The sequence below is a fragment of the uncultured Granulicatella sp. genome (genome assembly GCF_963515615.1).
GTDB lineage: Bacteria > Bacillota > Bacilli > Lactobacillales > Aerococcaceae > Granulicatella.
In genome coordinates, this window is the sequence record NZ_CAUPZT010000024.1 from 1 (window position 1) to 24,064 (window position 24,064).

Annotated in this window: 23 protein-coding genes and 1 pseudogene; 22 read left to right on the plus strand and 2 right to left on the minus strand. The window is 34.5% G+C overall.

Annotation, left to right across the window (positions count from 1 at the left end):
- The 5 genes from RYL55_RS05210 to RYL55_RS05230 all read left to right on the plus strand — a co-directional run.
- On the plus strand, window positions 1-1,178 hold a 1,178-nt coding region (locus tag RYL55_RS05210), incomplete at its 5' end, for an amidase (protein ID WP_315007888.1).
- A gap of 12 nt (window positions 1,179-1,190) precedes the next feature.
- A complete protein-coding gene (locus RYL55_RS05215) occupies window positions 1,191-2,315 on the plus strand; it encodes an FAD-binding oxidoreductase (RefSeq protein ID WP_315007890.1) in 1,125 nt (374 codons plus the stop codon).
- Between the two features lie 80 nt (window positions 2,316-2,395).
- Complete coding sequence (mscL, locus tag RYL55_RS05220; RefSeq protein ID WP_314112912.1) at window positions 2,396-2,779, plus strand: large conductance mechanosensitive channel protein MscL; 384 nt, start codon at window positions 2,396-2,398, stop codon at window positions 2,777-2,779.
- 155 nt (window positions 2,780-2,934) lie between these two features.
- The gene (locus RYL55_RS05225) at window positions 2,935-4,095 is read left to right on the plus strand and encodes a glycerate kinase (RefSeq protein WP_315007892.1); all 1,161 of its coding nucleotides are present in this window, start codon (window positions 2,935-2,937) and stop codon (window positions 4,093-4,095) included.
- A gap of 1 nt (window position 4,096) precedes the next feature.
- On the plus strand, window positions 4,097-5,353 hold the full coding sequence (locus RYL55_RS05230) for a GntP family permease (protein WP_315007894.1): 1,257 nt from the start codon (window positions 4,097-4,099) through the stop codon (window positions 5,351-5,353).
- A gap of 51 nt (window positions 5,354-5,404) precedes the next feature.
- Here RYL55_RS05230 and manA read toward each other — a convergent pair whose 3' ends face one another.
- On the minus strand, window positions 5,405-6,358 hold the full coding sequence (manA, locus tag RYL55_RS05235) for a mannose-6-phosphate isomerase, class I (protein ID WP_315007922.1): 954 nt from the start codon (window positions 6,356-6,358) through the stop codon (window positions 5,405-5,407).
- A gap of 10 nt (window positions 6,359-6,368) precedes the next feature.
- Window positions 6,369-7,094: a GntR family transcriptional regulator gene (locus tag RYL55_RS05240; protein WP_315007896.1), complete on the minus strand. Its 726-nt coding sequence runs from the start codon at window positions 7,092-7,094 to the stop codon at window positions 6,369-6,371.
- 159 nt (window positions 7,095-7,253) lie between these two features.
- On the opposite strand from RYL55_RS05240, the gene RYL55_RS05245 reads away from it, so the two are divergent.
- The 17 genes and pseudogenes from RYL55_RS05245 to RYL55_RS05325 form a co-directional block, all read left to right on the plus strand.
- Window positions 7,254-8,669, plus strand: a complete 1,416-nt coding sequence (locus tag RYL55_RS05245; protein WP_315007898.1) for a glycoside hydrolase family 1 protein — start codon at window positions 7,254-7,256, stop codon at window positions 8,667-8,669.
- Between the two features lie 13 nt (window positions 8,670-8,682).
- Window positions 8,683-9,981 carry a PTS sugar transporter subunit IIC gene (locus RYL55_RS05250; RefSeq protein ID WP_315007900.1) on the plus strand — a complete coding sequence of 433 codons (1,299 nt, stop codon included), beginning with the start codon at window positions 8,683-8,685 and terminating at the stop codon, window positions 9,979-9,981.
- A gap of 8 nt (window positions 9,982-9,989) precedes the next feature.
- On the plus strand, window positions 9,990-10,292 hold the full coding sequence (locus RYL55_RS05255; protein ID WP_315007902.1) for a PTS sugar transporter subunit IIB: 303 nt from the start codon (window positions 9,990-9,992) through the stop codon (window positions 10,290-10,292).
- A gap of 1 nt (window position 10,293) precedes the next feature.
- Window positions 10,294-10,602 carry a PTS lactose/cellobiose transporter subunit IIA gene (locus RYL55_RS05260; RefSeq protein ID WP_315007903.1) on the plus strand — a complete coding sequence of 103 codons (309 nt, stop codon included), beginning with the start codon at window positions 10,294-10,296 and terminating at the stop codon, window positions 10,600-10,602.
- A 138-nt stretch (window positions 10,603-10,740) separates the two neighbouring features.
- Window positions 10,741-12,123 (plus strand): bifunctional UDP-N-acetylglucosamine diphosphorylase/glucosamine-1-phosphate N-acetyltransferase GlmU, encoded by a 1,383-nt coding sequence (gene glmU, locus RYL55_RS05265; RefSeq protein WP_315007905.1) that lies wholly within the window; start codon window positions 10,741-10,743, stop codon window positions 12,121-12,123.
- Between the two features lie 89 nt (window positions 12,124-12,212).
- A complete protein-coding gene (locus RYL55_RS05270; RefSeq protein WP_315007924.1) occupies window positions 12,213-13,193 on the plus strand; it encodes a ribose-phosphate diphosphokinase in 981 nt (326 codons plus the stop codon).
- Between the two features lie 67 nt (window positions 13,194-13,260).
- Window positions 13,261-14,472 carry a chloride channel protein gene (locus tag RYL55_RS05275; RefSeq protein ID WP_315007907.1) on the plus strand — a complete coding sequence of 404 codons (1,212 nt, stop codon included), beginning with the start codon at window positions 13,261-13,263 and terminating at the stop codon, window positions 14,470-14,472.
- Between the two features lie 716 nt (window positions 14,473-15,188).
- Window positions 15,189-16,475 carry a solute carrier family 23 protein gene (locus RYL55_RS05280; protein ID WP_315007909.1) on the plus strand — a complete coding sequence of 429 codons (1,287 nt, stop codon included), beginning with the start codon at window positions 15,189-15,191 and terminating at the stop codon, window positions 16,473-16,475.
- 238 nt (window positions 16,476-16,713) lie between these two features.
- Window positions 16,714-17,286 (plus strand): serine O-acetyltransferase EpsC, encoded by a 573-nt coding sequence (gene epsC / locus RYL55_RS05285; protein ID WP_315007911.1) that lies wholly within the window; start codon window positions 16,714-16,716, stop codon window positions 17,284-17,286.
- Entirely contained in the window at window positions 17,270-18,682 is a 1,413-nt protein-coding gene (gene cysS / locus RYL55_RS05290; protein ID WP_315007913.1) for a cysteine--tRNA ligase, read from the plus strand. Before epsC ends, cysS begins: the two co-directional genes overlap by 17 nt.
- Window positions 18,667-19,089: a Mini-ribonuclease 3 gene (locus tag RYL55_RS05295; RefSeq protein ID WP_399544693.1), complete on the plus strand. Its 423-nt coding sequence runs from the start codon at window positions 18,667-18,669 to the stop codon at window positions 19,087-19,089. The genes cysS and RYL55_RS05295 overlap by 16 nt, the downstream gene beginning before the upstream one ends.
- On the plus strand, window positions 19,082-19,930 hold the full coding sequence (gene rlmB, locus RYL55_RS05300; protein ID WP_315007915.1) for a 23S rRNA (guanosine(2251)-2'-O)-methyltransferase RlmB: 849 nt from the start codon (window positions 19,082-19,084) through the stop codon (window positions 19,928-19,930). Before RYL55_RS05295 ends, rlmB begins: the two co-directional genes overlap by 8 nt.
- Before the next feature lie 10 nt (window positions 19,931-19,940).
- Window positions 19,941-20,465 (plus strand): NYN domain-containing protein, encoded by a 525-nt coding sequence (locus tag RYL55_RS05305; protein ID WP_315007917.1) that lies wholly within the window; start codon window positions 19,941-19,943, stop codon window positions 20,463-20,465.
- A 61-nt stretch (window positions 20,466-20,526) separates the two neighbouring features.
- Window positions 20,527-21,141, plus strand: a complete 615-nt coding sequence (locus RYL55_RS05310) for a hypothetical protein (RefSeq protein WP_315007918.1) — start codon at window positions 20,527-20,529, stop codon at window positions 21,139-21,141.
- A gap of 143 nt (window positions 21,142-21,284) precedes the next feature.
- The gene (locus RYL55_RS05315) at window positions 21,285-21,995 is read left to right on the plus strand and encodes a response regulator transcription factor (RefSeq protein ID WP_314403481.1); all 711 of its coding nucleotides are present in this window, start codon (window positions 21,285-21,287) and stop codon (window positions 21,993-21,995) included.
- Window positions 21,996-21,998: 3 nt separating this feature from the next.
- Window positions 21,999-23,405, plus strand: a complete 1,407-nt coding sequence (locus RYL55_RS05320; RefSeq protein ID WP_315007920.1) for a HAMP domain-containing sensor histidine kinase — start codon at window positions 21,999-22,001, stop codon at window positions 23,403-23,405.
- A 155-nt stretch (window positions 23,406-23,560) separates the two neighbouring features.
- Window positions 23,561-24,064 (plus strand): annotated as a pseudogene (locus RYL55_RS05325) (class I SAM-dependent rRNA methyltransferase); the annotation flags it as partial.

Genomic DNA, 24,064 nt, shown 5'->3' on the forward strand with positions numbered 1-24,064 from the left:
TCCTTCAAACACATCAAGATACATTAGTCAATAAACTAGAAGAAGCAGGATTTGTGATTATTGGTCGTACGAACACACCTGAATTTGGATTTAAAAACATGACAGAACCAAGCTTGTGGGGAGTTACTTCAAATCCTTATGATATTAGTCGTAATGCCGGTGGCTCAAGTGGCGGTGCTGCAAGTGCAGTCTCTAGTGGAATGGTTCCGATTGCGATGGCGAGTGATGGTGGAGGCTCTATTCGAATTCCAGCTAGTTTTACAGGATTAATTGGATTAAAACCAAGTCGTGGTAGAATCCCTGTTGGTCCAAATGGCTATCGTGGCTGGCAAGGTGCTTCTGTAAATTTTGCCTTAACCAAAACAGTTCGTGATACCAGAAGATTACTGGAAGTCTTACAAGCAGAACAAATGGAAAGCCCGTTTATCATGCCAAAATTATCAAAACATCAGCTCTATGCCGTAATTGAACGACCTCTGAAAATTGCAGTCATAGAAGATTCACCAATTGGAAACAAGGTCGAAAACTCCGCAAAAAATGCTTTGAATCGAGCTGTGAAATTTTTACAAGAAAAAGGTCATTATATCGAAAAAATCAAATGGCCAGTAGATGGTATCGAAGTAATGAAAAATTACTATATGATGAATAGTGTGGAAACAGCTGCAATGATGGATGGAATTGAAAAAATGATACAACGTCCACTTACAAAAGAAGATATGGAATTAATGACATGGGGTATTTATCAATCGGGGCAACATATTTTAGCAAAAGATTATAGTAAAGCATTAAACAAATGGGATTATTGGTCAAAACAACTGCAAGAATGTCATCAAGAATATGATGTGATTCTAACACCATCTGTAAATGATGTCGCTCCAAAACATGATCAGTATCCAATGAGGGAATCTATTCGAGAAGAACTAGAGTCCATTGAACAATTTTCAGTAACAGAACAGCAAGAAATTATTTGGAAAATGTTTGAAAAAACATTAGAGTTAACACCCTTTACGCAATTAGCCAATATTACTGGGCAACCAGCAATTAGTCTTCCAATTTATTGCACACAAGAAGGACTACCAATTGGAGTACAAGTGATGGCTGCAAAAGGACGAGAAGATTTATTATTACAAATTGCAGAAGTTTTTGAACAAGAACATCAATGGAATCGAAAAGATTAAGGAGGAGTTAGGATGAGAATTGCAATTATTGGAGCAGGAATTGTAGGAGCAACAGCAGCTTATCAATTATCGAAAAATTCAGAAGTAGAATTAGTTGTTTATGATGATGGATTGGGACAAGCTACGAAAGCTGCAGCGGGCATTATTTGCCCATGGCTATCTCAAAGAAGAAATAAAGATTGGTATCGATTAACAGCAAGAGGAGCTTCTTACTATCCAGAATTAATGGCACAACTAGAAGCAGATGGTGTGACTCAATTGCCGTATGAACAAGTAGGAGCGCTAGTATTTAAAAAGACTCCAGAATTATTAGAAAAGTTAGAAAAAATTGCTGCTGATAGAAGAAAAGAAGAACCTAGAATTGGTGAATTAACAAAAATTGAAGTAGAAGATATCTCCTCTTACGTTCCAGGATGGAACGGAACTCATGGAGCGATTCATTGTTCTGGTGGTGGAAGAGTTGATGGGAAACTATTAGTTGAACAGCAATTATATTTAGCACAGCAAAATGGTGCAAGCATCAAACAAGAAAAAGTGAACTTGACACGAGATGAAGAAGGAAAAGTAGTCGTTAAGACAACTAGCGGACTAGAAGAGTTCGACAAAATCATCGTAGCAAGTGGAGCATGGGTTAAAGAGTTAATCGAACCGTTAGGCTATTATGTAGATGTACGACCGCAAAAAGGACAATTAATTGAATTAGAATTACAGACAACCGAAGCAACAGATGACTGGCCCGTTTGTATGTTGCATGGGGAGATTGATATATTACCATTTGAAGATGGGAAAATTATTGTGGGTGCGACACATGAGAATGATCAAGGGTTTGATTTAACAGATAATCAAGAATTACAACAAAAAATGTATGAAGAAGCGTGTGAAGTATTTCCACCATTAAAAGAAGCTAAATGGTTAGGAAGTAGAATTGGAACAAGAGCATATACCTCTGACTTTTTACCATTTTTCGGGAATATTCCTGGTGAAGAAACACTATTTGTCGCTAGTGGTTTAGGATCTTCAGGATTAACTTCAGGGGTATGGATTGGAGCATTATTAGCACAGTTGTCAGCTGGTGATACACCTTTATTTAACGTTGATTCTTATACTCCTGGGAATTATATACAAAAAATAATATAACAGAAATCATAATTGTTGCATTATCCGAAAAATTCCTGTAATATATTCAAGGTCAATATTGAAATATAGGAGGAATCATAATGTTAAAAGAATTTAAAGCGTTTTTAATGCGTGGGAATGTTGTTGATTTAGCAGTTGCAGTAATCATCGGGGCAGCTTTCAAAGCGATCGTTGATTCATTAGTAAAAGACATTTTCGAACCAGTTATTGCGATGGTATTCAAAGCAGACTCAATTGCAGGAGTATCTGTTCAAATCGGTTCAGCTACACTTGGTGTAGGTGCTTTTGCAGCTGCAGTTATTAACTTCGTAATCGTAGGTTTTGTTCTTTTCATGGTAGTTAAAGGTATGAACGCTGTTCAAGATTTAGCTAAAGGTGGAAAAGAAGAAGTGAAAGAAGTAGCTCCAGAACCAAAAGCTGAAGATTACTTACGTGAAATCCGTGATTTATTAGCGAACAAATAATAAAATGAAATTTGAAGAAGGGTGAGTTTTCTCATCCTTTTTTTATTTTTAAAAGAATTTTGTTTGAAACTTTAAGAAATATTTTACAAGCACTATGCAAATGTGTAAGCGTTTGCTATAATGATGTATCAAACTATGAAATGGGAGGCTTAAATATGAAAGTTGTTGTTGCCATTGACTCGTTCAAAGGAAGTTTATCGTCTATGGAAGCTGGTCAAGCGATAGAAGAAGGAGTTAAACGTGTTCATCAAAATGCAGAGGTAGTGGTTCGGCCATTAGCAGATGGTGGGGAAGGAACGGTTGAAGCTTTAGTCGAAGGAATGGGAGGAGTCTTTGTTACAAAAGAAGTAACAGGACCATTAGGAGAGAAAGTAGAAGCAGTTTACGGAATTATTGAATCAAAGGATGATTTGAGTAAAACAGCCATTATTGAAATGTCAGCAGCAGCAGGAATTACATTAGTTTCTGAAGAAAGCCGCAATCCGATGAATACGACTACTTATGGAGTGGGTGAGTTAATTCTAGATGCAATCGAAAGAGGTTGTCGATATTTTATTGTTGGAATTGGTGGAAGTGCGACAAATGATGGTGGAGTTGGGATGTTACAAGCATTAGGATATGATTTCCTAACACGAGAAGGAAAGACTATCTCTTATGGAGGAAATGGACTCAGAGAATTAGCGAGTATTGAAGAGAGCAATGTACATCCAACATTAAAAGAATGTACCTTCAAAGTAGCTTGTGATGTAACGAATCCATTATGTGGTGAAAATGGGTCCAGTGCTATTTTTGGTCCACAAAAAGGAGCAACTCCTGAAATGGTTCAAGAATTGGATCAATTATTATTACACTATGCTGAATTGTCTAAGAACATTAATTCTCATGCGGATCGATTTTATCCCGGAACTGGGGCGGCAGGCGGTATGGGATTTGCATTTTTAACCTACACTAATACAACGTTAGAATCAGGTATTCAAATTGTATTAACAGAAACAAAATTAGAAGAATTAATAACAACTGCTGATTTTGTTGTAACAGGTGAGGGAAGACTTGATGGACAAACGGCATTAGGAAAAGCTCCAATAGGAGTAGCAACCTTAGCTAAAAAGCATCAAAAGAAAGTGTTAGCTTTTGCAGGAGCTGTTACACCAGATGCAAAAGAATGTAATCAACATCGAATTGATGCATTTTTCCCAATTTTAAGAGAAGTTATAACACTCAAAGAGGCAATGAATAAAGAAGTCGCTCATCAAAATATGGTTGATACAGTGGAACAAGTTTTTAGAGTAGTAGAAATGATGAAAGAAGGAAAATAAAATGGTTAGTCAAATTAGTACATTAGGAGCTTTAGTTGGATTGATTCTCGCAATTATACTGATTATTAAAAAAGTTCATCCAGCTTATAGTTTAATTTTAGGAGCTTTAGTAGGAGGCGTGATTGGCGGAGCAGGGTTAGCAGGTTCTGTTAGTGCGATGGTAACAGGAGCACAAGGAATGATGTCTCCGGTATTAAGAATTATGACTTCTGGTATTTTAGCAGGAGCTTTAATTAAAACAGGTTCTGCTGAAACGATTGCTGAAACAATTGTGAAGAAGTTAGGGGAGAAAAGAGCTGTTGCAGCGATTGCGATTGCTACAATGATTATTTGTGCAGTGGGAGTATTTATTGATATTGCTGTTATTACAGTAGCACCGATTGCTATTGCGATTGCAAAAAAAGCAAATTTATCAAAAGCAGGTATTTTATTAGCGATGATTGGTGGAGGAAAAGCAGGAAATATTATTTCTCCAAATCCAAATACGATTGCTGCTTCAGAAGCATTTCAATTAGATTTAACAGCTTTAATGGCTAAAAATATTATTCCAGCATTAGTGGCATTAGTTGTGAGTATTTTATTAGCAGGATTTCTAGCAAAGAAAGTCGATCATGCTTTTGATGATATGGAAGAAGACACAGAACTTCATACTTCTGTGCCATTTTTCCAAGCGATTCTTGGACCTGTTGTGGTCATTGCGTTATTAGCTTTACGTTCATTAGTCGGAGTAAGCGTGGATCCTTTAATTGCATTACCAATTGGTGGATTAGTAACGATTTTAGTAACAGGGCATTCAAAACATACCGTAGAATATACTGAATTTGGATTGAGTAAAGTAATTGGTGTATCGATTTTATTAATTGGAACAGGAACGATTGCGGGAATTATTAAAGCTTCTTCTCTACAAGTGGATATGATTCATGTATTGGAAGCTTTGAATATGCCATCCTTTGTTTTAGCACCATTATCAGGTATTTTAATGGGAGCAGCTACAGCTTCTACAACAGCTGGTTCTACGATTGCTTCTCAAACGTTTGCAGCTCCTTTAGTTTCTTCTGGAGTTCCTGCAGTAGCAGCAGCGGCAATGATTCATGCTGGGGCAACAGTGCTAGATTCTCTTCCTCATGGCTCATTCTTCCATGCTACAGGAGGCTCAGTCTTTATGACTATTGAAGATCGTATGAAATTAATTCCTTACGAAGCATTAGTAGGTTTGACAAGTATTATTGTTGCAGTAATTTTGTATTTATTAGGATAAAGTAAAAAAGAGTGAAATCGATAAAAGTTGATTTCACTCTTTTGTTTTGTCTTATTCTTCTGAACGAGAAACGATTAGTGTTAGATTTCCTTTTACAGTTATATCATGAATAGGTGTTGGTAAAATAAATGAATCTGCTTTTTTCAGTTCGAAAGGTTCGCCATTTACTTCTAGTGTTCCTTCACCTTCGATAACAGTTGCTAAGTAGTAGTTGTCATCTAGTGTAGTAGCGTAAGTACCATCAATTTCCCACTTCCAAACAGAGAAATAACGATTTGTAATAAAATGAGTAATCGTCTCATCATCCGTTTTTTCAATTGTTTGTTCAAAACTTGGTAATTGATGTGGAATTGTTGTTACATCAATGGTTTGTGGAATATGTAATGGACGAGGATTTCCTGCATCATCTTTTCGGTCATAATCATAAACACGGTAAGTAGTATCAGAGTTTTGTTGTGTTTCTAAAATGACAATTCCTTTACCGATAGCATGAATGGTTCCACTTGGAACATTGAAGAAATCTCCTGCTTTGACAGGAACTTCTGTAAATAATTCGCTCCATTTTTCTTCTTGGATTAATTGGACAAATTCTTCTTTTGTTTGTGCGGTATGTCCGTAAACAATTTTTGCACCCGGTTCAGCAGAAATAACATACCAACATTCATTTTTCCCTAACTCGTGTTCATGTTCTAATCCATAAGCATCGTCTGGGTGTACTTGAATAGATAAATCATCACTTGCATCTAAAATTTTAATTAATAGAGGGAATGTTGGCAATGTTTGTTGATGGAATAATTCTGCATGCTCAGCATATAGTTCTGCTAATGTCATCCCTTGAAATTCAGCAGGTGAAAGAATAGTTGATTGTCCATTTGGATGAGCGCTAATCGACCAAGATTCACCAACTTTATCACTTGGCAATGTTAAGTTAAATTCTGTTTGTAATTTTTTACCGCCCCAAATTTTTTCTTGTAGGACTGGTTTTAAAAAGATAGGTTGCATGATGTCGGCTCCTTTATGATTTTTTTAATCCATATGAACTAAATTCAAATAAATCGTATCTATGTCTTGAGATAGAGTATTCAAATGGTGTTCCATTGTCTAAATAGGCGATTTGTTCCACTTCAAAAATAGGTTCAGTAGGAGATAAGTGTAAATGTTTTTGATCTGATTCCGTACTAATAGATGCTCGTAAAATTTTCATAGCACTAGCAATACGTAGTTTTAAAGTATCTTCTATATAAGAATAGATAGAGCGATGAAGAACTTCTTCGGTAATACCACTTATTAAATCAGTACTCATATAAGTTTGCTCTAAAACATAAGGTTTATCATCGATAATTCTTAATCGAAATATATTGTATATAGGCGAAGATTCAGGAATTTGTAATTTTTCTGAGATGCTTTTAGTAGCGAACTCTAATTTAAAATGAATAATTTCTGAACGCACTTGTGCATGTGATTGTTTAGAAATTTTTGTTAAGCCTTGAATATCTCTTTCTGGGACAATAATTTTATGCTTTTGTTCTACTTGAGGCATGATGAAAGTCCCTTGCCCACGTTTGCGATAAATTAATCCTTCATCTACTAACATATCTAAAGCTTTTTTTACGGTCATACGACTACAATGGAATTTTTTTGTTAATGAAATTTCATCTGGTAATTGCGTACTAGAGGGAGTATCTTGATGCAATATCTCTTCACGTAGTTGTTGATATATTTTTAAATATTTTGTACTCATGTTTATTTTCCTTCAATTTTAATAAGGAAATTATAGCAAACACATAATCAACAATCAACAAATAATGTTATATGACTATAGTAATTTTAAAATATGTCTAGACAAATAAAAATAAAGTGATATACTAATGGTGTAAATATTTAAGGAAGGAGGATAAATATGGATAAAAATATTGTATTTCCAGAAGATTTTTGGTGGGGAGCAGCTACAAGTGGACCTCAAACAGAAGGCAGTACAGATAAAATTCATGAAAATGTAATGGATTATTGGTATAGAAAATCTCCAGAAGTATTTTTTAATCAAGTTGGTCCAGGAGTAGCCAGTGACTTTTATCATCACTATCAAGAAGATTTTGAGAGAATGACGCAAATAGGATTTAATTCTTTTAGAACTTCAATTCAATGGAGTCGATTGATTAAAGACTTCGAAACGGGAGAAGCAGATGAAAGAGCAGTAGAGTTTTATCGTAACGTTATCCAAGAAGCTAAGAGTCATGGAATAACATTAGTACTAAATTTACACCATTTTGATATGCCAATTGATTTATTGAAAAAATATGGCGGTTGGGAAAGTAAGCATGTAGTCAATTTGTTTGTAAAATTTGCTCGAACTTGTTTTGAACAATTCGGAGATGTAGTAGAGTATTGGACTACTTTTAATGAACCGATGGTAATCCCAGAAGCAGGATATTTATACGCATTTCATTATCCAAATAAAAAATATTATGGAAAAGAAGCAGTGCAAATTATTTATAATTTAAATTTAGCTAGTGCGAAAGTGATTCAATTATATCGTAGCTTAAATTTAAATGGAAAAATTGGAATTATTTTAAATTTAACGCCTGCTTATCCAAGAAGTTCATCAAAAGAGGATGTTGAGGCAGGTTATTTTGCTGATGATTTTTTCAACCGTTCATTTTTAGAGCCGGCTGTGAATGGAGTGTTTCCAGAAAATCTAGTAGAAATATTAGAACGAGATGGAGTGCTTTGGGAACACACAGAAGATGAGCTCAATATTTTAAAAGAGAATACGGTAGATTTTCTAGGAGTGAATTACTATCATCCAAAAAGAGTTCAAGCTCCTGAAAGTTCAAATTCTTTTAATGGAAAATGGATGCCAGATAAATATTTCTCAGACTATGAGTGGGAAGAACGTAGAGTAAATCCTTATAGAGGATGGGAAATTTACCCTAAAGCAATCTATGATATTGCCAAAAATATTCAAAAGAATTATCACAATATCCCATGGTTTATTAGTGAAAATGGAATGGGTGTTGAAGGTGAAGAACGTTTTATTGATAAACAAGGAATGATTCAGGATGATTATCGTATTGAGTTCTATGAAGAGCATTTATTGTGGTTGCATAAAGCGATAGAAGAAGGAAGTAACTGTTTCGGTTATCATACATGGACAGCTTTTGATTGTTGGTCTTGGAATAATGCGTACAAAAATCGTTATGGATTTATTTCGGTAGATTTAGCAACGCAAAAAAGAACGATTAAAAAATCGGGTTATTGGTATAAAGAAGTAAGTAATAAAAATGGATTTACGATTGATGTAGATAAATATTTATAATGGAGGAATAAACATGGAAAATTCAAAATTTGTAGATAAATTTGTTGTGTTTGCTGGGAAACTAGGAAACCAAATTCATCTAAAAACATTAAGAGATGCATTTGCAACAGTAATGCCACTTTATATTCTTGCAGGGTTGGTTGTTTTATTAAATAATACTGTATTTAAATGGATTATTTCAGATCCGGCTACATTGTCAAATGTTCAATATTGGGGAATTACTGTAGCAAATGGAACATTGAATATTTCAAGTCTTTTAATTGCAGTAATGGTTGGTTATTATTTAGCACAAAACCGTGAATATGAAAATCCTTTAGCAGCATCTATGATTTCAGCAGTTTCACTAATTGCGATGATGCCAAATGCCGTTCAAGTAGTGGCAAACGGAGCAAAAGATCCTGTTTCAGTATCTGGAGTGTTAACATTTTCTAATTTAGGTACTGGAGCAATGTTTGCTGGGGTTATTGTTGCGTTGTTAGCCTCAGAATTATTTATTAAAATTACACGTGTTAAAGCATTGAAAATTCATTTAGGGGATAATGTTCCACCTGCAGTTGAAAAATCATTTAATGTTTTAGTACCAGTTATTTTAGTAGTTTCAGTATTTGGTTTAGTTTCAACATTATTGTTCAATATTTGGGGAACTAACTTAATTACATTGATTACTACATTTATTCAAGAACCATTACGTCACGTAAGTACAGGGCTATGGGGAGCAATCATTCTTTATTCATTAGGAAATATGTTATGGTTATTTGGTGTTCACCAAGCCGTTATTTATAGTTCTATTTTAGAGCCATTATTAATTATCAACATTCTTGAAAATACAGCTGCTTATAATGCTGGAGAAGCAATTCCACATATTATTAATGTATCACAAGTTCAAACATATGCATTAATGGGTGGTAGTGGTTCAACAATCTGTTTATTAATTGCTACATTCTTAGTAAGTAAAAATGCTGCAAGTAGAAATGTTGCAAAATTAGCATTTGCTCCAGGATTATTTAATATTAATGAACCAGTATTATTTGGTTATCCAATCGTTTATAACGTATCTATGGCAATTCCATTTATCGGTGTTCCAGCTTTAGGTATTTTAATTAGTTACGTTGCTACAAGTCTTGGATTAATGAGTCCTAGTGTGGTACAAGTTCCATGGACTACACCAATTTTTGCTAGCTCATTCTTATCAACTGGTGGTGACTGGAGAGCGGTAGTTGTTCAAGCAATTATTCTCGTTTTAGGAGTTCTAATTTATATTCCATTTATCAAAGTTCATGATCGTGTCATGGAAAATCAATACGAAGGTTAGTGATTAATATGAAAAATATATTATTAGTTTGTAATGCAGGAATGTCTACAAGTATGTTAGTAAAAAAGATGCAATCAAGTGCCGAAGAACGTTCTATTGAAGCACATATTGAAGCCAAGTCACTAACAGAAGCTAAGAAAAATTTACAAGAGGCGGATGTTATTTTAATTGGTCCTCAAATTCGATATGAACTTGAAAATGTGAAATCGTTAGCAGGAGATATTCCAGTTGCTGCAATTGATATGAGAGATTATGGCATGATGAATGGACCTAAAGTTTTAGACCAAGCATTGGCTTTAGTGGAGGGATAATATGTCTCAGGATATGGAATTAGTATGTTTTCAGTTAATTGCAAATAGTGGGGCAGCAAAATCTTCTTATATGGAAGCTGTGGAATTAGCGAAAAAAGGAGATTTCAAAGGTGCTGATGAAAAAGTAACAGAAGCAGAAGAATGCTTTGTTCAGGCGCATAAAATTCATGCAGATTTAATTCAAAAAGAAGCTGCAGGAGAAAAGACTGAACTATCTCTACTCTTTATCCATGCTGAAGATCAAATGGCAATGACTGAAATGGTCCAATTATTTTCCAAAGAATTAATTCAGTTGTATAAAGAACGTTAAAATATTAAAGGTTCGAATGATAGAAATATGTCATTCGAACCTTTTTTATAAATTTACCCATATTCAAGACACTTTCTTGCAAAAAACATCATAGTTTACTATTATAAAGAAGTAAAAATAGAACTTGCGAGGGATAATATGAATCAAAAATACGGAATTATTTTAGCAGCTGGAAAAGGCACACGAATGAAATCTGAACTTTATAAAGTGATGCATCCAGTTTGTGGAAAACCAATGGTAGAGCATGTGGTAGATCAAGTAGAACGTGCGGGAGCAGAAACGATTGTAGCCATTGTTGGACATGGTGCAGAAATGGTACAACAACAATTAGGAGAACGTGTTTCTTATGCTTTACAAGCAGAACAATTAGGAACAGGTCATGCTGTTTTACAAGCAGAAGAATTGTTGAAAGATAAAGAAGGGACTACTTTAGTTGTTTGTGGAGATACACCGCTATTAACTGCAGAAACTTTTGAACAATTAATTAAAGTTCATGAAGATACAAAAGCAAAAGCGACTATTTTAACAGCTTGGGTAGATGACCCGACTGGATATGGACATGTAGTTCGTGAGAAAGATGGGACAGTTTTAAAAAATGTAGAACATAAAGATGCTACTCCAGAGGAAGCAGCGATTCAAGAAATTAATACAGGAACTTATTGCTTTGATAATCAATCTCTATTTAGCGCATTAAGCGAAGTTGGAAATGATAATGCTCAAGGGGAATATTACTTACCAGATGTATTAGAAATTTTGAAAAATCGTGGAGAAATTATTTCCGCGTATCAAATGCCAAATGTTGATGAAGGAATGGGCGTTAATGACCGAGTTGCTTTATCAAAAGCAGAAAAAGCAATGCGTCAACGGATTAATGAACAACATATGAGAAATGGGGTCACTTTAATTGACCCTGAGCAAACGTACATTGATTCAGAAGTAGTGATTGGTTCAGATACAGTCATTGAACCAGGAGTTTATTTAAAAGGGGATACAATGATTGGACAACATTGTCACGTCACTTCAGGTAGTGTGATTCGTGATTCTGTATTAGAAGATTATGTAACAGTGACAAGTTCAAATATTGAAGAGTCATTAATGAAAGCTTATAGTAATGCTGGTCCGTTTGCACATCTTCGTCCAAAATCTGTTATCGGAAATTCTGTTCACATTGGAAACTTCGTAGAAGTGAAAAATACAACATTAGGAGCAGGAACAAAAGTCGGTCATTTAACGTATGTAGGAGACGCTGATTTAGGAAAAGAAATTAATGTTGGTTGTGGAACAATCTTTGTAAACTATGACGGTAAAAATAAACATAGAGCCACTGTAGGCGACCGTGTGTTTATCGGCTGTAATGCGAATTTAGTAGCACCTGTTACAATTGGAGATGATGTCTTTATTGCAGCAGGTTCTACAATTACAAGAGACGTTCCAAATGGAGCATTAGCCATTGCTCGTTCTCGTCAAGAAAATAAAGAAAACTATGCTGAAAAATTACCTTCAGCTCAAAAAAATTCATAGAAATATACATTTAGTTCTTTAAAAACGAATCAAAAACGTTTATTATTATAGTAGTGAAAAAACAAAAATAAAATTCTTCGGGGGTTATCATTGTGGAACATTATTCCGATCCAAATTTAAAGATTTTTGCATTAAGCTCAAATCGTCCATTAGCTCAAAAAATTGCAGATCAAGTCGGGGTAGAATTAGGGAAAGTATCCGTTACTCAGTTTAGTGATGGAGAGATTAAAATTAACATTGATGAAAGTATTCGTGGAGATCATGTTTATATTGTTCAATCAACATCGTATCCAGTAAATGATAACTTAATGGAGTTATTAATTATGATCGATGCATTACGTCGTGCAAGTGCAAAAACAATTAACGTTGTATTACCGTACTATGGATATGCACGTCAAGATCGTAAAGCTCAATCACGTGAACCAATTACAGCAAAATTAGTAGCAAATATGATTACACAAGCAGGTGCTGACCGTGTGTTAACATTAGACTTACATGCTGCTCAAATTCAAGGATTCTTTGATATTCCAGTGGATCACTTATTAGGAGCTCCATTATTAGCCAATTATTTCTTAGAAAATAATTTCAAAGATAAAGATATCGTCGTTGTTTCACCAGATCATGGTGGAGTAACTCGTGCACGTAAATTAGCAGAATTCTTACATGCTCCAATTGCGATTATTGATAAACGTCGTCCAAAAGCAAATGTTGCAGAAGTGATGAATATTATTGGGGATGTTAAAGGGAAAGTTGCCGTATTAATCGATGATATGATTGATACAGCTGGAACCATTACACTAGCAGCTCAAGCTTTACAAGATGCGGGTGCATTAGAAGTTTATGCTTGTTGTACTCACCCTGTATTATCAGGTCCAGCATTAGATCGTTTAAACGCTTCTGTAATTAAAGAAGTAGTTGTAACGGACTCCATTCAAGTTCCTGAAGAAAAAACAGGCGGAAAAATTGTACAAGTTAGCGTGGATCAATTAATGGCTGAAGCGATTAGACGTATTCATGAAAACCGTTCAGTAAGTCCATTATTTATTGAAAAGTTCACAATTTTAGATTAAAAAGTTGAAGGTTAATTAGGAGGCTGGAGAGATTTCTCCAGCCTTTTTTATTCAAGGAGGTTATGTAGTGAATTCATGTAAAATCAAGGAAAAAATTTTACTAGGAATTGTTAGTGTCATTGTCGGAGTGATTACTGGAGTTTTAACGTCCTTTTTTGGGCAAGTGTTATTAAAAGTATCAGAATTACGGGTAGAGTATTTTGGGTATTTGATTCCATTTTTAGCAATTGTAGGATTTTTATTCCATAAAGTTTATTTAAAATACGGGAAAAATGCAGTAGAAGGAATGAATATTGTCTTTCGAATTGGACAAGGAGAAGACAATCGTATTTCAAAATGGCTCATTCCTTTTATGATGATTGGAACATGGCTAGCTCATTTATTTGGAGCAAGTGTGGGACGTGAAGGAGTTGCGGTTCAATTAGGAGCAACGGTTGCGAATCAGTTTCAACAATGGTTTTCTTCTAAAAGAAATCGCCAAATTTTATTAATGATTGGGATGGCAAGTGGTTTTGCTGGATTATTTGGGACCCCTCTAGCAGCGACTTTCTTTGCGATTGAAGTAATGATTGTCGGTCAATTGCAAATTGATGCATTATTTTATGCATTGTTGTCCAGTTTTATTTCGATGAATGTAGCTCAAAGTTTAGGATTAGAGAAATTTATAGTTGGAATTCCTGTAGAAATTCAGTTCGATGAAACTTTATTTAAAATGGTAGTGCTGGGAATTGCTTTTGGATTAACCGGAAGACTATTTAGCATGAGTTTGGCATATTTGAAAAAATATTGGAGTAGTAAAATTCCAAGTCCAACTCTAAGAATATTTTTATTAGGAATTATTGTCAGTATTTTAATCGCAGCTTTTGGCAGTGGTCGTTATGCAGGATTAGGGACGAATTTAATTCATGCTAGCTTTTATAGTGAGACAATTTATGTACAAGATTGGATTTTAAAATTAGGATTAACAGTATTTTCCCTTAGTGCAGGATTTCTAGGTGGGGAAGTAACTCCACTCTTTTCAATTGGGTCTTCTTTAGGAATTGTGATGAGTTCGTGGTTAGGAATTTCTCCAATGGTAGCAGCAGGATTAGGTTACGGAGCTGTATTTGGAAGTGCGACAAACACTTGGCTAGCCCCTATTTTTATTATCGGTGAAGTATTCGGATATAGTATGATGCCATATGCAGCCATTGTATGTATTGTCGCATTTGTCGTGAATGGAAATGCTAGTATTTATGGACAACAGAAAATTTTTGAATTAGATGGTATAGAAAGATAAAAAACAGGGGCAATTATTTTGTCCCTGCTTTTTTATACGCACTCCAAGTTGCGAAAAACTTACTGTTAACTTTCTCACTTATGTCTGAGATACAACCTTTTTCAGCATTATTTGTTATAACGAAATTCAATCATCAATACACCTAAAACTATAAAAACAGAGGAAATTACTGCGCTCATTACTAGTGATACATTCATATAATTTTTTAGAAAAGATAATAAGGCTACTCCTAAAACGGTTATCAAGCTAGTCAATAATCTCTTTTTCATATATTCACCCTTTTTCATTTAAATTAATTAAGTCTAAAAATAGATATTAAATACTTGGAAATTAAATAATATAAACATGAAAGAGTTGTTTAGAAATCGCTTCCTGTTTATGGTTGTAGTGTAATACATTTTTATACAAATTACAATTAATATTAAAAGAGATATTTTTGGTGTAAAGGTACATTAAAACTTTACATTTGACAAATTTTTAAATAAACGAAAAAACTACTTGTTATTTTGTGAAAAGTCTAGTATACTTTCGCATAGCGAGGGCTTTTAAATTCATCCCGTGAGGTGAAAAAGGCGATCATAGTTCAAGTTTATATTTTCTAGGAGAATTTTTTATGCATAGAGAGAATTCTTCTATATGAAAGCAGCCCTTTTGCAAACAAAATTTGATAGGGTTGCTTTTTTGTATGCACAAAAAGGCCCGGAAAAGAGGAAATGATGGAGTTACAAACTTCAAAAGTCAACTTATTACTTGATGTGGATCAAAATCCACCTTTTGCCAAAGGCTTATTACTAAGCTTGCAACATGTGTTTGCAATGTTTGGGGCAACGATTTTAGTGCCATTAATTTTAGGAATGCCTGTTTCTGTAGCATTATTTGCGTCAGGTTTAGGAACTCTGATTTATATGGTAGCAACTCAATTTAAAGTACCAGTGTACTTAGGTTCTTCATTTGCATTTATTTCAGCGATGGCATTTGCGATGAAGCAAATGAATGGAGATGTTTCAGCCGCTCAGTCAGGGGTTGTTCTTGTAGGTCTTGTTTATGTAGTAGTAGCATTAGCGGTTAAATTAATTGGAACAAAATGGATTGATCGTTTATTACCACCGATTGTGATTGGACCAATGATTATGGTAATTGGTTTAGGATTAGCAAATTCTGCAGTGACAAATGCTGGCTTTATTAAAGATGGTACTATTCAGCAAATTACAGTAGCGATGATTACATTTTTAATTACAGCATTTATTAATACAAAAGCAAAAGGATTTTTAAAAATTATTCCATTCCTATTTGGGATTATTGGAGGTTATATTGCTGCTGTACTGCTTGGTTTGGTTGATTTTACTCCAGTACTAAAAGCGGATTGGATTGCGATTCCACAGTTATATTTACCATTTTCAACAAATGGATTTTTCAAAGAATACCATTGGTATTTTGGTCCTGAAACTTGGGCGATTTTACCAGTAGCTGTTGTAACCATTGCAGAACATATTGGAGACCATACTGTTTTAAGTCAAATTTGTGGTAGACAATTTTTGAAAAATCCTGGTTTACATCGTACATTAATTGGAGATGGAATTGCTACTTCAGTTTCAGCATTTATGGGTGGACCTGCAAATACGACTTATGGTGAAAATACTGGGGTTGTAGGGATGACAAGAATTGCGAGTGTTTCAGTTATTCGTAATGCAGCATTATTTGCGATTGGATTGAGTTTCCTTGGAAAATTCACAGCGTTAATTTCTACTATTCCAAATGCAGTGCTTGGTGGAATGTCCATTATGTTGTATGGGGTTATTGCAAGTAATGGTTTGAAAGTGTTAATTGAAAAGCAAGTGGATTTTAGAGAAGTGCGTAATTTGATTATTGCGAGTTCGATGCTAGTGTTAGGATTAGGTGGAGCAATTTTAGAATTAGGTCCTGTGACATTATCAGGTACAGCATTATGTGCATTAGCAGGGGTCATTTTGAACCTAGTATTGCCGTATGAAAACAGAAAATAATTTTTCTGTTTTTTACTTTTTTGATGAGGGATGTATACAAGGATGATTTTCGTGATGTGGCAAGGGGCTTTGATGTTTCATTCGTAAAAAAATTGTTTGACCGTTAGTCTATGAGAGAATATAAAAAGGCTTTTCTGTATGGAAAAGTCTTTTTTTAGTTTCTTAATTTGAGAAAGCGAAAAAAAGGTAGAAAATATGCTATAATAAAAAAATAGTACGAGTAAAGGAGAGTGAGGAGATGGGACGTTTTCAAGAGGATATGGAAACCTATAAAAAGAACGATCCAGCGGCACGAAGTAGTTTAGAAATTATTTTAACGTATCCAGGCTATCATGCGACTGTGATGCATCGACTAGCACATTGGTTACATACTACTTGCCGATGTAGACTTCTTGCTCGCATGCTGAGTACATTTAGTCGATTTTTTACTGGAATTGAAATTCACCCGGCAGCTCAAATTGGTCGTCGATTTTTTATTGACCATGGAATGGGAATTGTCATTGGAGAAACAGCGATTATTGGAGATGATGTGAAAATGTTCCATGGAGTTACATTAGGCGGAACAGGAAAGCAAACGGGGAAACGTCATCCAACCATTGAAGATGGAGTATTATTGTCTGCTCACGTTCAAGTCATTGGACCAGTTACGATTGGAGAAGGTGCCAAAATTGGGGCAGCAGCAGTAGTACTAACGGATATTCCAGCTCATACAACAGCAGTAGGATTACCTGCTAAAGTTGTTCGAATTCATTCAAAAGAAGAGCAAGAAATCACAGAATTATATGGAGGAAATTATGATTCAAGTATATAACACGTTAACACGTCAAAAAGAAGAATTTAAACCACTAGAACCAGGAAAAGTAAAAATGTATGTTTGCGGACCAACCGTTTACAATTATATTCATATTGGAAATGCAAGAAGTACGGTTGCATTTGATACGATTCGTCGTTATTTTGAATACCGTGGCTACGATGTGAACTATGTTTCTAATTTTACAGATGTGGATGATAAAATTATTAAAGCAGCAAATGAAACAGGAATGACCCCTGAAGAAGTTTCTAAAAAATATATTGCAGCTTTTTATGAAGATACAGCAGCACTGAATGTTAAAAAAGCAACTTTAAATCCAACAGTTATGAATACAATGGATGATATTATTGCCTTTGTAAAAGCATTAGTCGAAAAAGAAGCAGCGTATGAATCTGGTGGAGATGTTTATTTCATCACTGAAAAATTCAAAGATTATGGAAAATTAAGTGATCAAAGTATTCAAGATTTACAAGTAGGAGCTAGCCAAAGAACGGAAAGTGCAGATGATGCCAAAAAGAGAAATCCATTAGACTTTGCGTTATGGAAAAGTGCTAAACCAGGTGAAATTAGTTGGGATTCTCCTTGGGGCAAAGGTCGCCCAGGTTGGCATATTGAATGTTCTGTAATGGCTACGAAACACTTAGGAGATACGATTGATATTCACGGTGGCGGACAAGACTTAGCCTTCCCACACCATGAAAATGAAATTGCGCAAAGTGAATCAAAAACAGGGCATCCATTTGCTCGTTATTGGATGCATAATGCCTTTGTAACAATGGGTGAAGATGGCGAAAAAATGAGTAAATCTCTTGGTAATTTCGTATTAGTTCACGATATTATTAAAGAAATTGATCCTCAAATTTTACGTTTCTTCCTAGCAAGTGCACACTACCGTAGACCATTAAAATTCAGCGAGTCTTCATTACAAGAAGCAACAGCCAATGTGTCAAAAATTCAAACAACTTTTAGCAATACACGTTATCGTTTAGAGAATGTAGTTGAGTCATTAGAAGATGATCAAGATGTATGGGCTAGTTTTGAAGCATTAGAAGGCAAATTCAAAGAAGAAATGGATGATGATTTTAATGCTGCTAATGGTATCACTGTTTTATATCAATTCGTAAAAGAATGGAATGTATATTTAGAGCGTGAAGTAGTATCCCGTGTTATTTTAGAAAAATTATTACAAAAAGCTGAACAATTATTTGCGATTTTTGGAATGAAAGAAGTTCAAGAAGAATTAGTAGATGATGAAATTCAAGCATTAATTGACGAACGTTTAGAAGCAAGAAAAGCGAAAAACTTTGCACGAAGCGATGAAATTAGAGAATTATTGAAAGCTCAAGGAATCGTGTTAGAAGATACTGCTCAAGGAACAAGATGGAGAAGAGTATAATGGAAATCATTAAAGATTGGCATTTATTAAATGGCTTAACATTAGCTTATATGGGTGATGGTATTTATGAATTATATATTCGTCAACATGTGTTAAGAACTGGAAAGACGAAACCAAATGTCTTGCATCGTGAAGCTACTCGTTATGTTTCTGCCAAGGCTCAAGCGAATTTAATTCAACAAATGTTGGATAGCGAGTCATTTTTATCAGAAGAAGAATTAGAATACTTCAAACGTGGAAGAAATGCGAAAAGTCATACTAAGGCAAAAAATGCGGATGTCATTACGTATCGTATGTCGACAGGATTTGAAGCGATGATTGGCTATTTATATTTAAGTGGACAAAAAGAGCGATTAGATGAAGTGATTGCATGGTGTATTCAACAAGTGGAGGAAAAACATGGCTAGACAAGAAAAAAATTCGAATAGAAGAAAAGGAAGTCAACCAAAGGGCTTCAAAAAAGAGGCTAAAGCACCTCGTCCAAAATATACACCGGAAAGTTCTTCAAATGAACAAGAGTCCACAGATTTTGTATATGGACGTCATGCAGTAAGAGAAGCTTTACAACAACCAGAACGTGTGAATAAATTATGGATTCAAGAAGCTTTATCTGGAAAGGAAATTACTCCGATTATTGATTTAGCAAAGGAACATCGTATTCAAATTCAAAATGTACCGAAAGCTAAATTACAAGATCTTGTTGGGGAAGTTGTCCATCAAGGAGTGGTTGCTTCGATTGCAGCTTATGAATATGTAACTTTAGAAGATGTCTTTGAAAAGGCTCAGGAAAAAAATGAAGATCCATTTATTTTAATTTTAGATGGAATTGAAGATCCGTATAATTTAGGAAGTATTTTACGTACGGCAGATGCTACAGGGGTACACGGAATTATTATTCCAAAGAGAAGAAGTGTTTCTTTAACATCTACTGTAGCAAAAGCTTCTACTGGGGCTATCGAGCATGTTCCCGTTGTTCGTGTGACGAATTTAACTCAAACGATTGAACAATTAAAAGAACGTGGCATTTGGGTGTTTGGAACTGATATGAAAGGGACGGATTATCGTCAATGGAATACAAAAGGACCAATTGCGATTGTGATGGGGAATGAAGGAAAAGGTGTCTCTCGTATTGTCAAAGATGCCGTAGATGAAATGATTACTATTCCAATGACTGGACATGTTCAAAGTTTAAATGCGAGTGTCGCAAGTGCTTTAATGATGTATGAAGTTTTCCGTTCTCGTCATTAATAGGTGATTTATGAAGAAACAATTATATATCATTGATGGGTATAATATGATTGGTGCATGGCCTGAATTAGTTACTTTAAAAAAACAAGGAGACTTAGAAAGTGCTCGTGATTTACTCATCCATCACTGTGCTAATTTTAGAAAATTTGAACAGGTTGAAGTGTGGATTGTTTTTGATGCACAATTTGTTCCCGGCATTACTCAGTCATTTGAATCTTCCCAAGTGAAAGTTATTTTTACAGCAGAAGATGAAACGGCAGATGAATATATTGAGAGAACAGTTAGCGAAATGAATACGCAAGTCATTCAAGTGTCTGTAGCAACGAGTGATTTAGCGGAACAATGGGTCATTTTTCAAAAAGGTGCTTTAAGAAAATCTGCAAGAGAATTTTTTAAAGAAATTCAACGAAGTAAGAAGAAGCAAGATCAATTATCTAGACAATATCAAGAAATCTCCAGACGTCGTTCACCATGGAGTGATGAACAAATGGATAAATTGAATATTTTACGATTCAAATTACAAGAAAAAGATTGATAGGTTTAGATGGGAAAGAGCTAAGAGTGTGAACTGAAGTGACCCCAAAAAGTCTAACTTTTTGGGGTCACTTCAATATTATTGGCTTGTTCCAACTACTCATCGACAAGCAAAAATAGAGATTCGATTTGATATTGTTAAGGATTTTGATAGAGAAGAAGCAAAAAAAGCTGTAGCAAATGGATTGATGAGTGCAGAGAGCGTTGCAGAACAAGAAAAACAAATTGGAAAATGGGATATTACTTCTGTAGGTGAATACGAAGAAGGAGAAGAACCGTTTGATCAAAAAATAGAAAAGGTGCTAAAAGAGCAATCAATCTCTCCTCAAGCCCTATATTATATTCAATCAACGAAAGTAATGATGGATCCAATTGTTTTAGTGAAGTTAGCAGATGATGAGTATCGCATACTCATTCACTCACTACCATTTGAAGAAGGTCAAATGAAGAGTAAAGCAGGAACATTAAAATTTGATACGCTATATCCATATGAAACAGCGCAAAAGGTCTTAGCTGCTTATTTAAGTGAAAAATATACAGAACGGATGGGTGGAATTTCAGCTCCAGAGCCATGTGGGGTAATTTCGGTCGAGCATTATAGAGCGATGATGATTGTGGGAGTCGTGTTTGTTATGATTGTTGGGCTCATTTGTTGGAAGTTCTTCAAAAAATCATAATACAAACAAAATAAATTGAAAAATTCTGAGGCGACTTTGGTCGTCTCTTTTTTCATCTTCACAAAATCTTCATACTTTTTAGTTAACGGATTCATAAACTTACGGTATACTAACAATGAAATCATCTCAAAGGAGGAAGTAAGATGCATATTTTAATGATTGAAGATACAGAAGCAGTATGTGAAATGATGGAAATGTTTTTTGAAAAAGAAGGTTGGACAGCAGAGTTTTATCATGATGGAAAAGAAGGCTATGATGCTTTTATGAATCAGCAAGAAAAATGGAATTTAGTGATTTTAGATTTAAATTTACCATCAATGGATGGCATGCAAATTTGTCGCCAAATTCGACAAGTGAATGAGCAAGTACCTATTGTGATGTTAACAGCAAGAGATTCAGAAAGTGATCAAGTTATTGGCTTAGAAATTGGTGCCGACGATTATGTAGCAAAACCATTTAGTCCATTAACAATGATGGCTCGTATTAAAGCATTACATCGTCGTATTGGACGTAGTGCTTCTAGTGAAACGCCAATTAGTTCAGGTCAATTTGATATTGAAACAAATCATGTGTCGATTAATACAAAAACTCATGAAGCTTTTATTGATGGGGTAGAAATTGAAGGGTTAACTCCAAAAGAATTTGATTTATTAGTTTTAATGGCGCAACATCCTCGTCAAGTATTCTCAAGAGAGCATTTATTAACGAAGATTTGGGAAGATCCATTCTTTGGAGATGAACGTACGATTGATGCACATATTAAAAAATTACGTCAAAAAATTGAAGCAGTGGGTCCTCATGTCATCCAAACTGTATGGGGTGTTGGATATAAATTTGATGATAGTGGGATTTAGAAGATGAAATATTTTTACCAACAATTAGTAGGTTTTTTATCCGTTGTATTAGTATCTGTTATCGTATGTGGATTGTTGTTTTATAATGTTATGACAAATAAAATTTTCCTACAACGTTCTCAACAATTATTTGGATATGCAAAAGCAATTTTAGTGCATGATTTAACAGCCGATGAAATTAGCAGTAGTTTATCTTTGTTGAAAGATGAACATTTAGGTGTAGCGATTTTTGATAAAGATAATAAAATGACTTATCCAGCAACGGTATTAAATGTAAAAAGCTCATTAACGGATGATGAATTACAACATTTACAAGATGGTTCTGCCATTAATATGAAGCAAACAAAACATAACTTTGTAGGTGAAGCAGCAGATTTAGTGACGATTTATTATCCAATTTTTAAAAATCAAACTTATAATGGATTTCTAGCGATTTCTAGTCCATTAAGTCGTATTGAAACGGAAATGGCAGAATTAAGAAATTCAATTTTAGTAGGATTTTCATCAGCAGCAGTGGCAGGAGTTATTCTGAGTGTCTTATTTGCTAATTATCAAACAAGAAGAATTAATCGCTTAAGAAAAGCGACACACGAAATTGCTGAAGGAAATTATGATATTTCGCTACCGACTCAAAAACGAGATGAATTTGATGATTTAGTAATGGACTTTAATAAGATGGCAGAGTCATTACAGAAATCTGAACAAGAAATTGAACGACAAGAAAATTTAAGACGACAATTAATGATGGATGTAGCCCATGAAATGAGAACGCCACTTACAACGATGAATGGACTATTGGAAGGCTTAATTCACCATATGATTCCAGAGACTCGTCGTGAGAGAAGCTTGGAATTAATTACGAATGAAACGCAACGCTTAATTCGCTTAGTCAATGAAAATCTGGACTACGAAAAAATTCGTTCTGATCAAATTGTATTAGTGAAACAAAATTTCAATGGAGCAGAAGCATTGAGAAATGTTGTAGATCAACTTCAAGAGCTTGCTTCGAATAAAGAAAATGAATTAAAATATGAATGTCCAGATAACTTTACAGTGTATGCAGATTATGATCGTTTTATTCAAATTTTAGTAAATATGACAAAGAATGCAAATCAATTTACAGATAAGGGTCATATTTTGATTAAAGGTTGGAATGAAGATAATCATGCAATCATTCAAATTATTGATGATGGAATTGGAATTAATGAAAAAGAAGTCGAAGCTATCTGGGAAAGATTTTATAAGGCGGATGTTTCTAGAAAGAGTACAAAATATGGAGAATCCGGCATTGGATTAGCCATTGTTCATTCATTAATGAAGAGTCATCATGGTACGATTCAAACAGAAAGTGAAGTTGGAAAAGGGACAACCTTTACACTAACATTCCCAGGAAAAGAAGAAACAGAATAGAATAAGTAAGATTTCTCTTAAATAGCAAGAATTACCACTTAAATAGATGAATGATGGTTTTGCTACACATGAGAAATCTTTTTTGATGAATTTGTAATCTAGTGAAAACTGTTTTAAGATAGTAAAGGAATGAAATTAAAAAGGATGATCAATAGATGAAAGAAATTATTTTAAAAACAAAAGCAGCTCAATTAGTCAAAAAAGGCTCCCCTTTATTAAATCAAGAGGATTTAGCACGACCACTTGATGCAAAAGAAGGGGAATGTGTACGTGTTTGTGATGAGAAAAAAGAATTTTTAGCAATGGCATATGTAGGATTCCAACATAAAGGAATTGGTTGGGTTTATTCTAAAAATGATGGCGAGAAATTAACTCCTCAATTTGTAAAAGGCTTATTCCAAAAAGCTGCAAAAAAACGTTCTTCTTTAATGATGGATGACAGTACAACATCTTTTCGTTTATTTAATGGTGAAGGAGATGGACTTGGTGGAATTACGATTGATTGGTACGATGGATTTGTCGTAGTTTCATGGTATAGTGCAGGAATCTATCAATGGAAAGAGCTAATTATAGAACAATTACAAGAAGCGATTCCAAGTATTCAAGGTATTTATGAAAAAATTCGTTATGCTTCAAAAGAAAAATTACCGGAAAGTCAA

Excerpts from the sequence above, each read along its gene's own strand:
- RYL55_RS05215 (WP_315007890.1), top strand. The coding sequence starts at position 1,191 with ATGAGAATTGCAATTATTGGAGCAGGAATTGTAGGAGCAACAGCAGCT.
- mscL (WP_314112912.1), top strand. The coding sequence starts at position 2,396 with ATGTTAAAAGAATTTAAAGCGTTTTTAATGCGTGGGAATGTTGTTGAT.
- RYL55_RS05225 (WP_315007892.1), top strand. The coding sequence starts at position 2,935 with ATGAAAGTTGTTGTTGCCATTGACTCGTTCAAAGGAAGTTTATCGTCT.
- RYL55_RS05230 (WP_315007894.1), top strand. The coding sequence starts at position 4,097 with ATGGTTAGTCAAATTAGTACATTAGGAGCTTTAGTTGGATTGATTCTC.
- RYL55_RS05240 (WP_315007896.1), bottom strand. The coding sequence starts at position 7,094 with ATGAGTACAAAATATTTAAAAATATATCAACAACTACGTGAAGAGATA.
- RYL55_RS05245 (WP_315007898.1), top strand. The coding sequence starts at position 7,254 with ATGGATAAAAATATTGTATTTCCAGAAGATTTTTGGTGGGGAGCAGCT.
- RYL55_RS05250 (WP_315007900.1), top strand. The coding sequence starts at position 8,683 with ATGGAAAATTCAAAATTTGTAGATAAATTTGTTGTGTTTGCTGGGAAA.
- RYL55_RS05255 (WP_315007902.1), top strand. The coding sequence starts at position 9,990 with ATGAAAAATATATTATTAGTTTGTAATGCAGGAATGTCTACAAGTATG.
- RYL55_RS05260 (WP_315007903.1), top strand. The coding sequence starts at position 10,294 with ATGTCTCAGGATATGGAATTAGTATGTTTTCAGTTAATTGCAAATAGT.
- glmU (WP_315007905.1), top strand. The coding sequence starts at position 10,741 with ATGAATCAAAAATACGGAATTATTTTAGCAGCTGGAAAAGGCACACGA.
- RYL55_RS05280 (WP_315007909.1), top strand. The coding sequence starts at position 15,189 with ATGGAGTTACAAACTTCAAAAGTCAACTTATTACTTGATGTGGATCAA.
- epsC (WP_315007911.1), top strand. The coding sequence starts at position 16,714 with ATGGGACGTTTTCAAGAGGATATGGAAACCTATAAAAAGAACGATCCA.
- cysS (WP_315007913.1), top strand. The coding sequence starts at position 17,270 with ATGATTCAAGTATATAACACGTTAACACGTCAAAAAGAAGAATTTAAA.
- RYL55_RS05295 (WP_399544693.1), top strand. The coding sequence starts at position 18,667 with ATGGAGAAGAGTATAATGGAAATCATTAAAGATTGGCATTTATTAAAT.
- rlmB (WP_315007915.1), top strand. The coding sequence starts at position 19,082 with ATGGCTAGACAAGAAAAAAATTCGAATAGAAGAAAAGGAAGTCAACCA.
- RYL55_RS05305 (WP_315007917.1), top strand. The coding sequence starts at position 19,941 with ATGAAGAAACAATTATATATCATTGATGGGTATAATATGATTGGTGCA.
- RYL55_RS05315 (WP_314403481.1), top strand. The coding sequence starts at position 21,285 with ATGCATATTTTAATGATTGAAGATACAGAAGCAGTATGTGAAATGATG.
- RYL55_RS05320 (WP_315007920.1), top strand. The coding sequence starts at position 21,999 with ATGAAATATTTTTACCAACAATTAGTAGGTTTTTTATCCGTTGTATTA.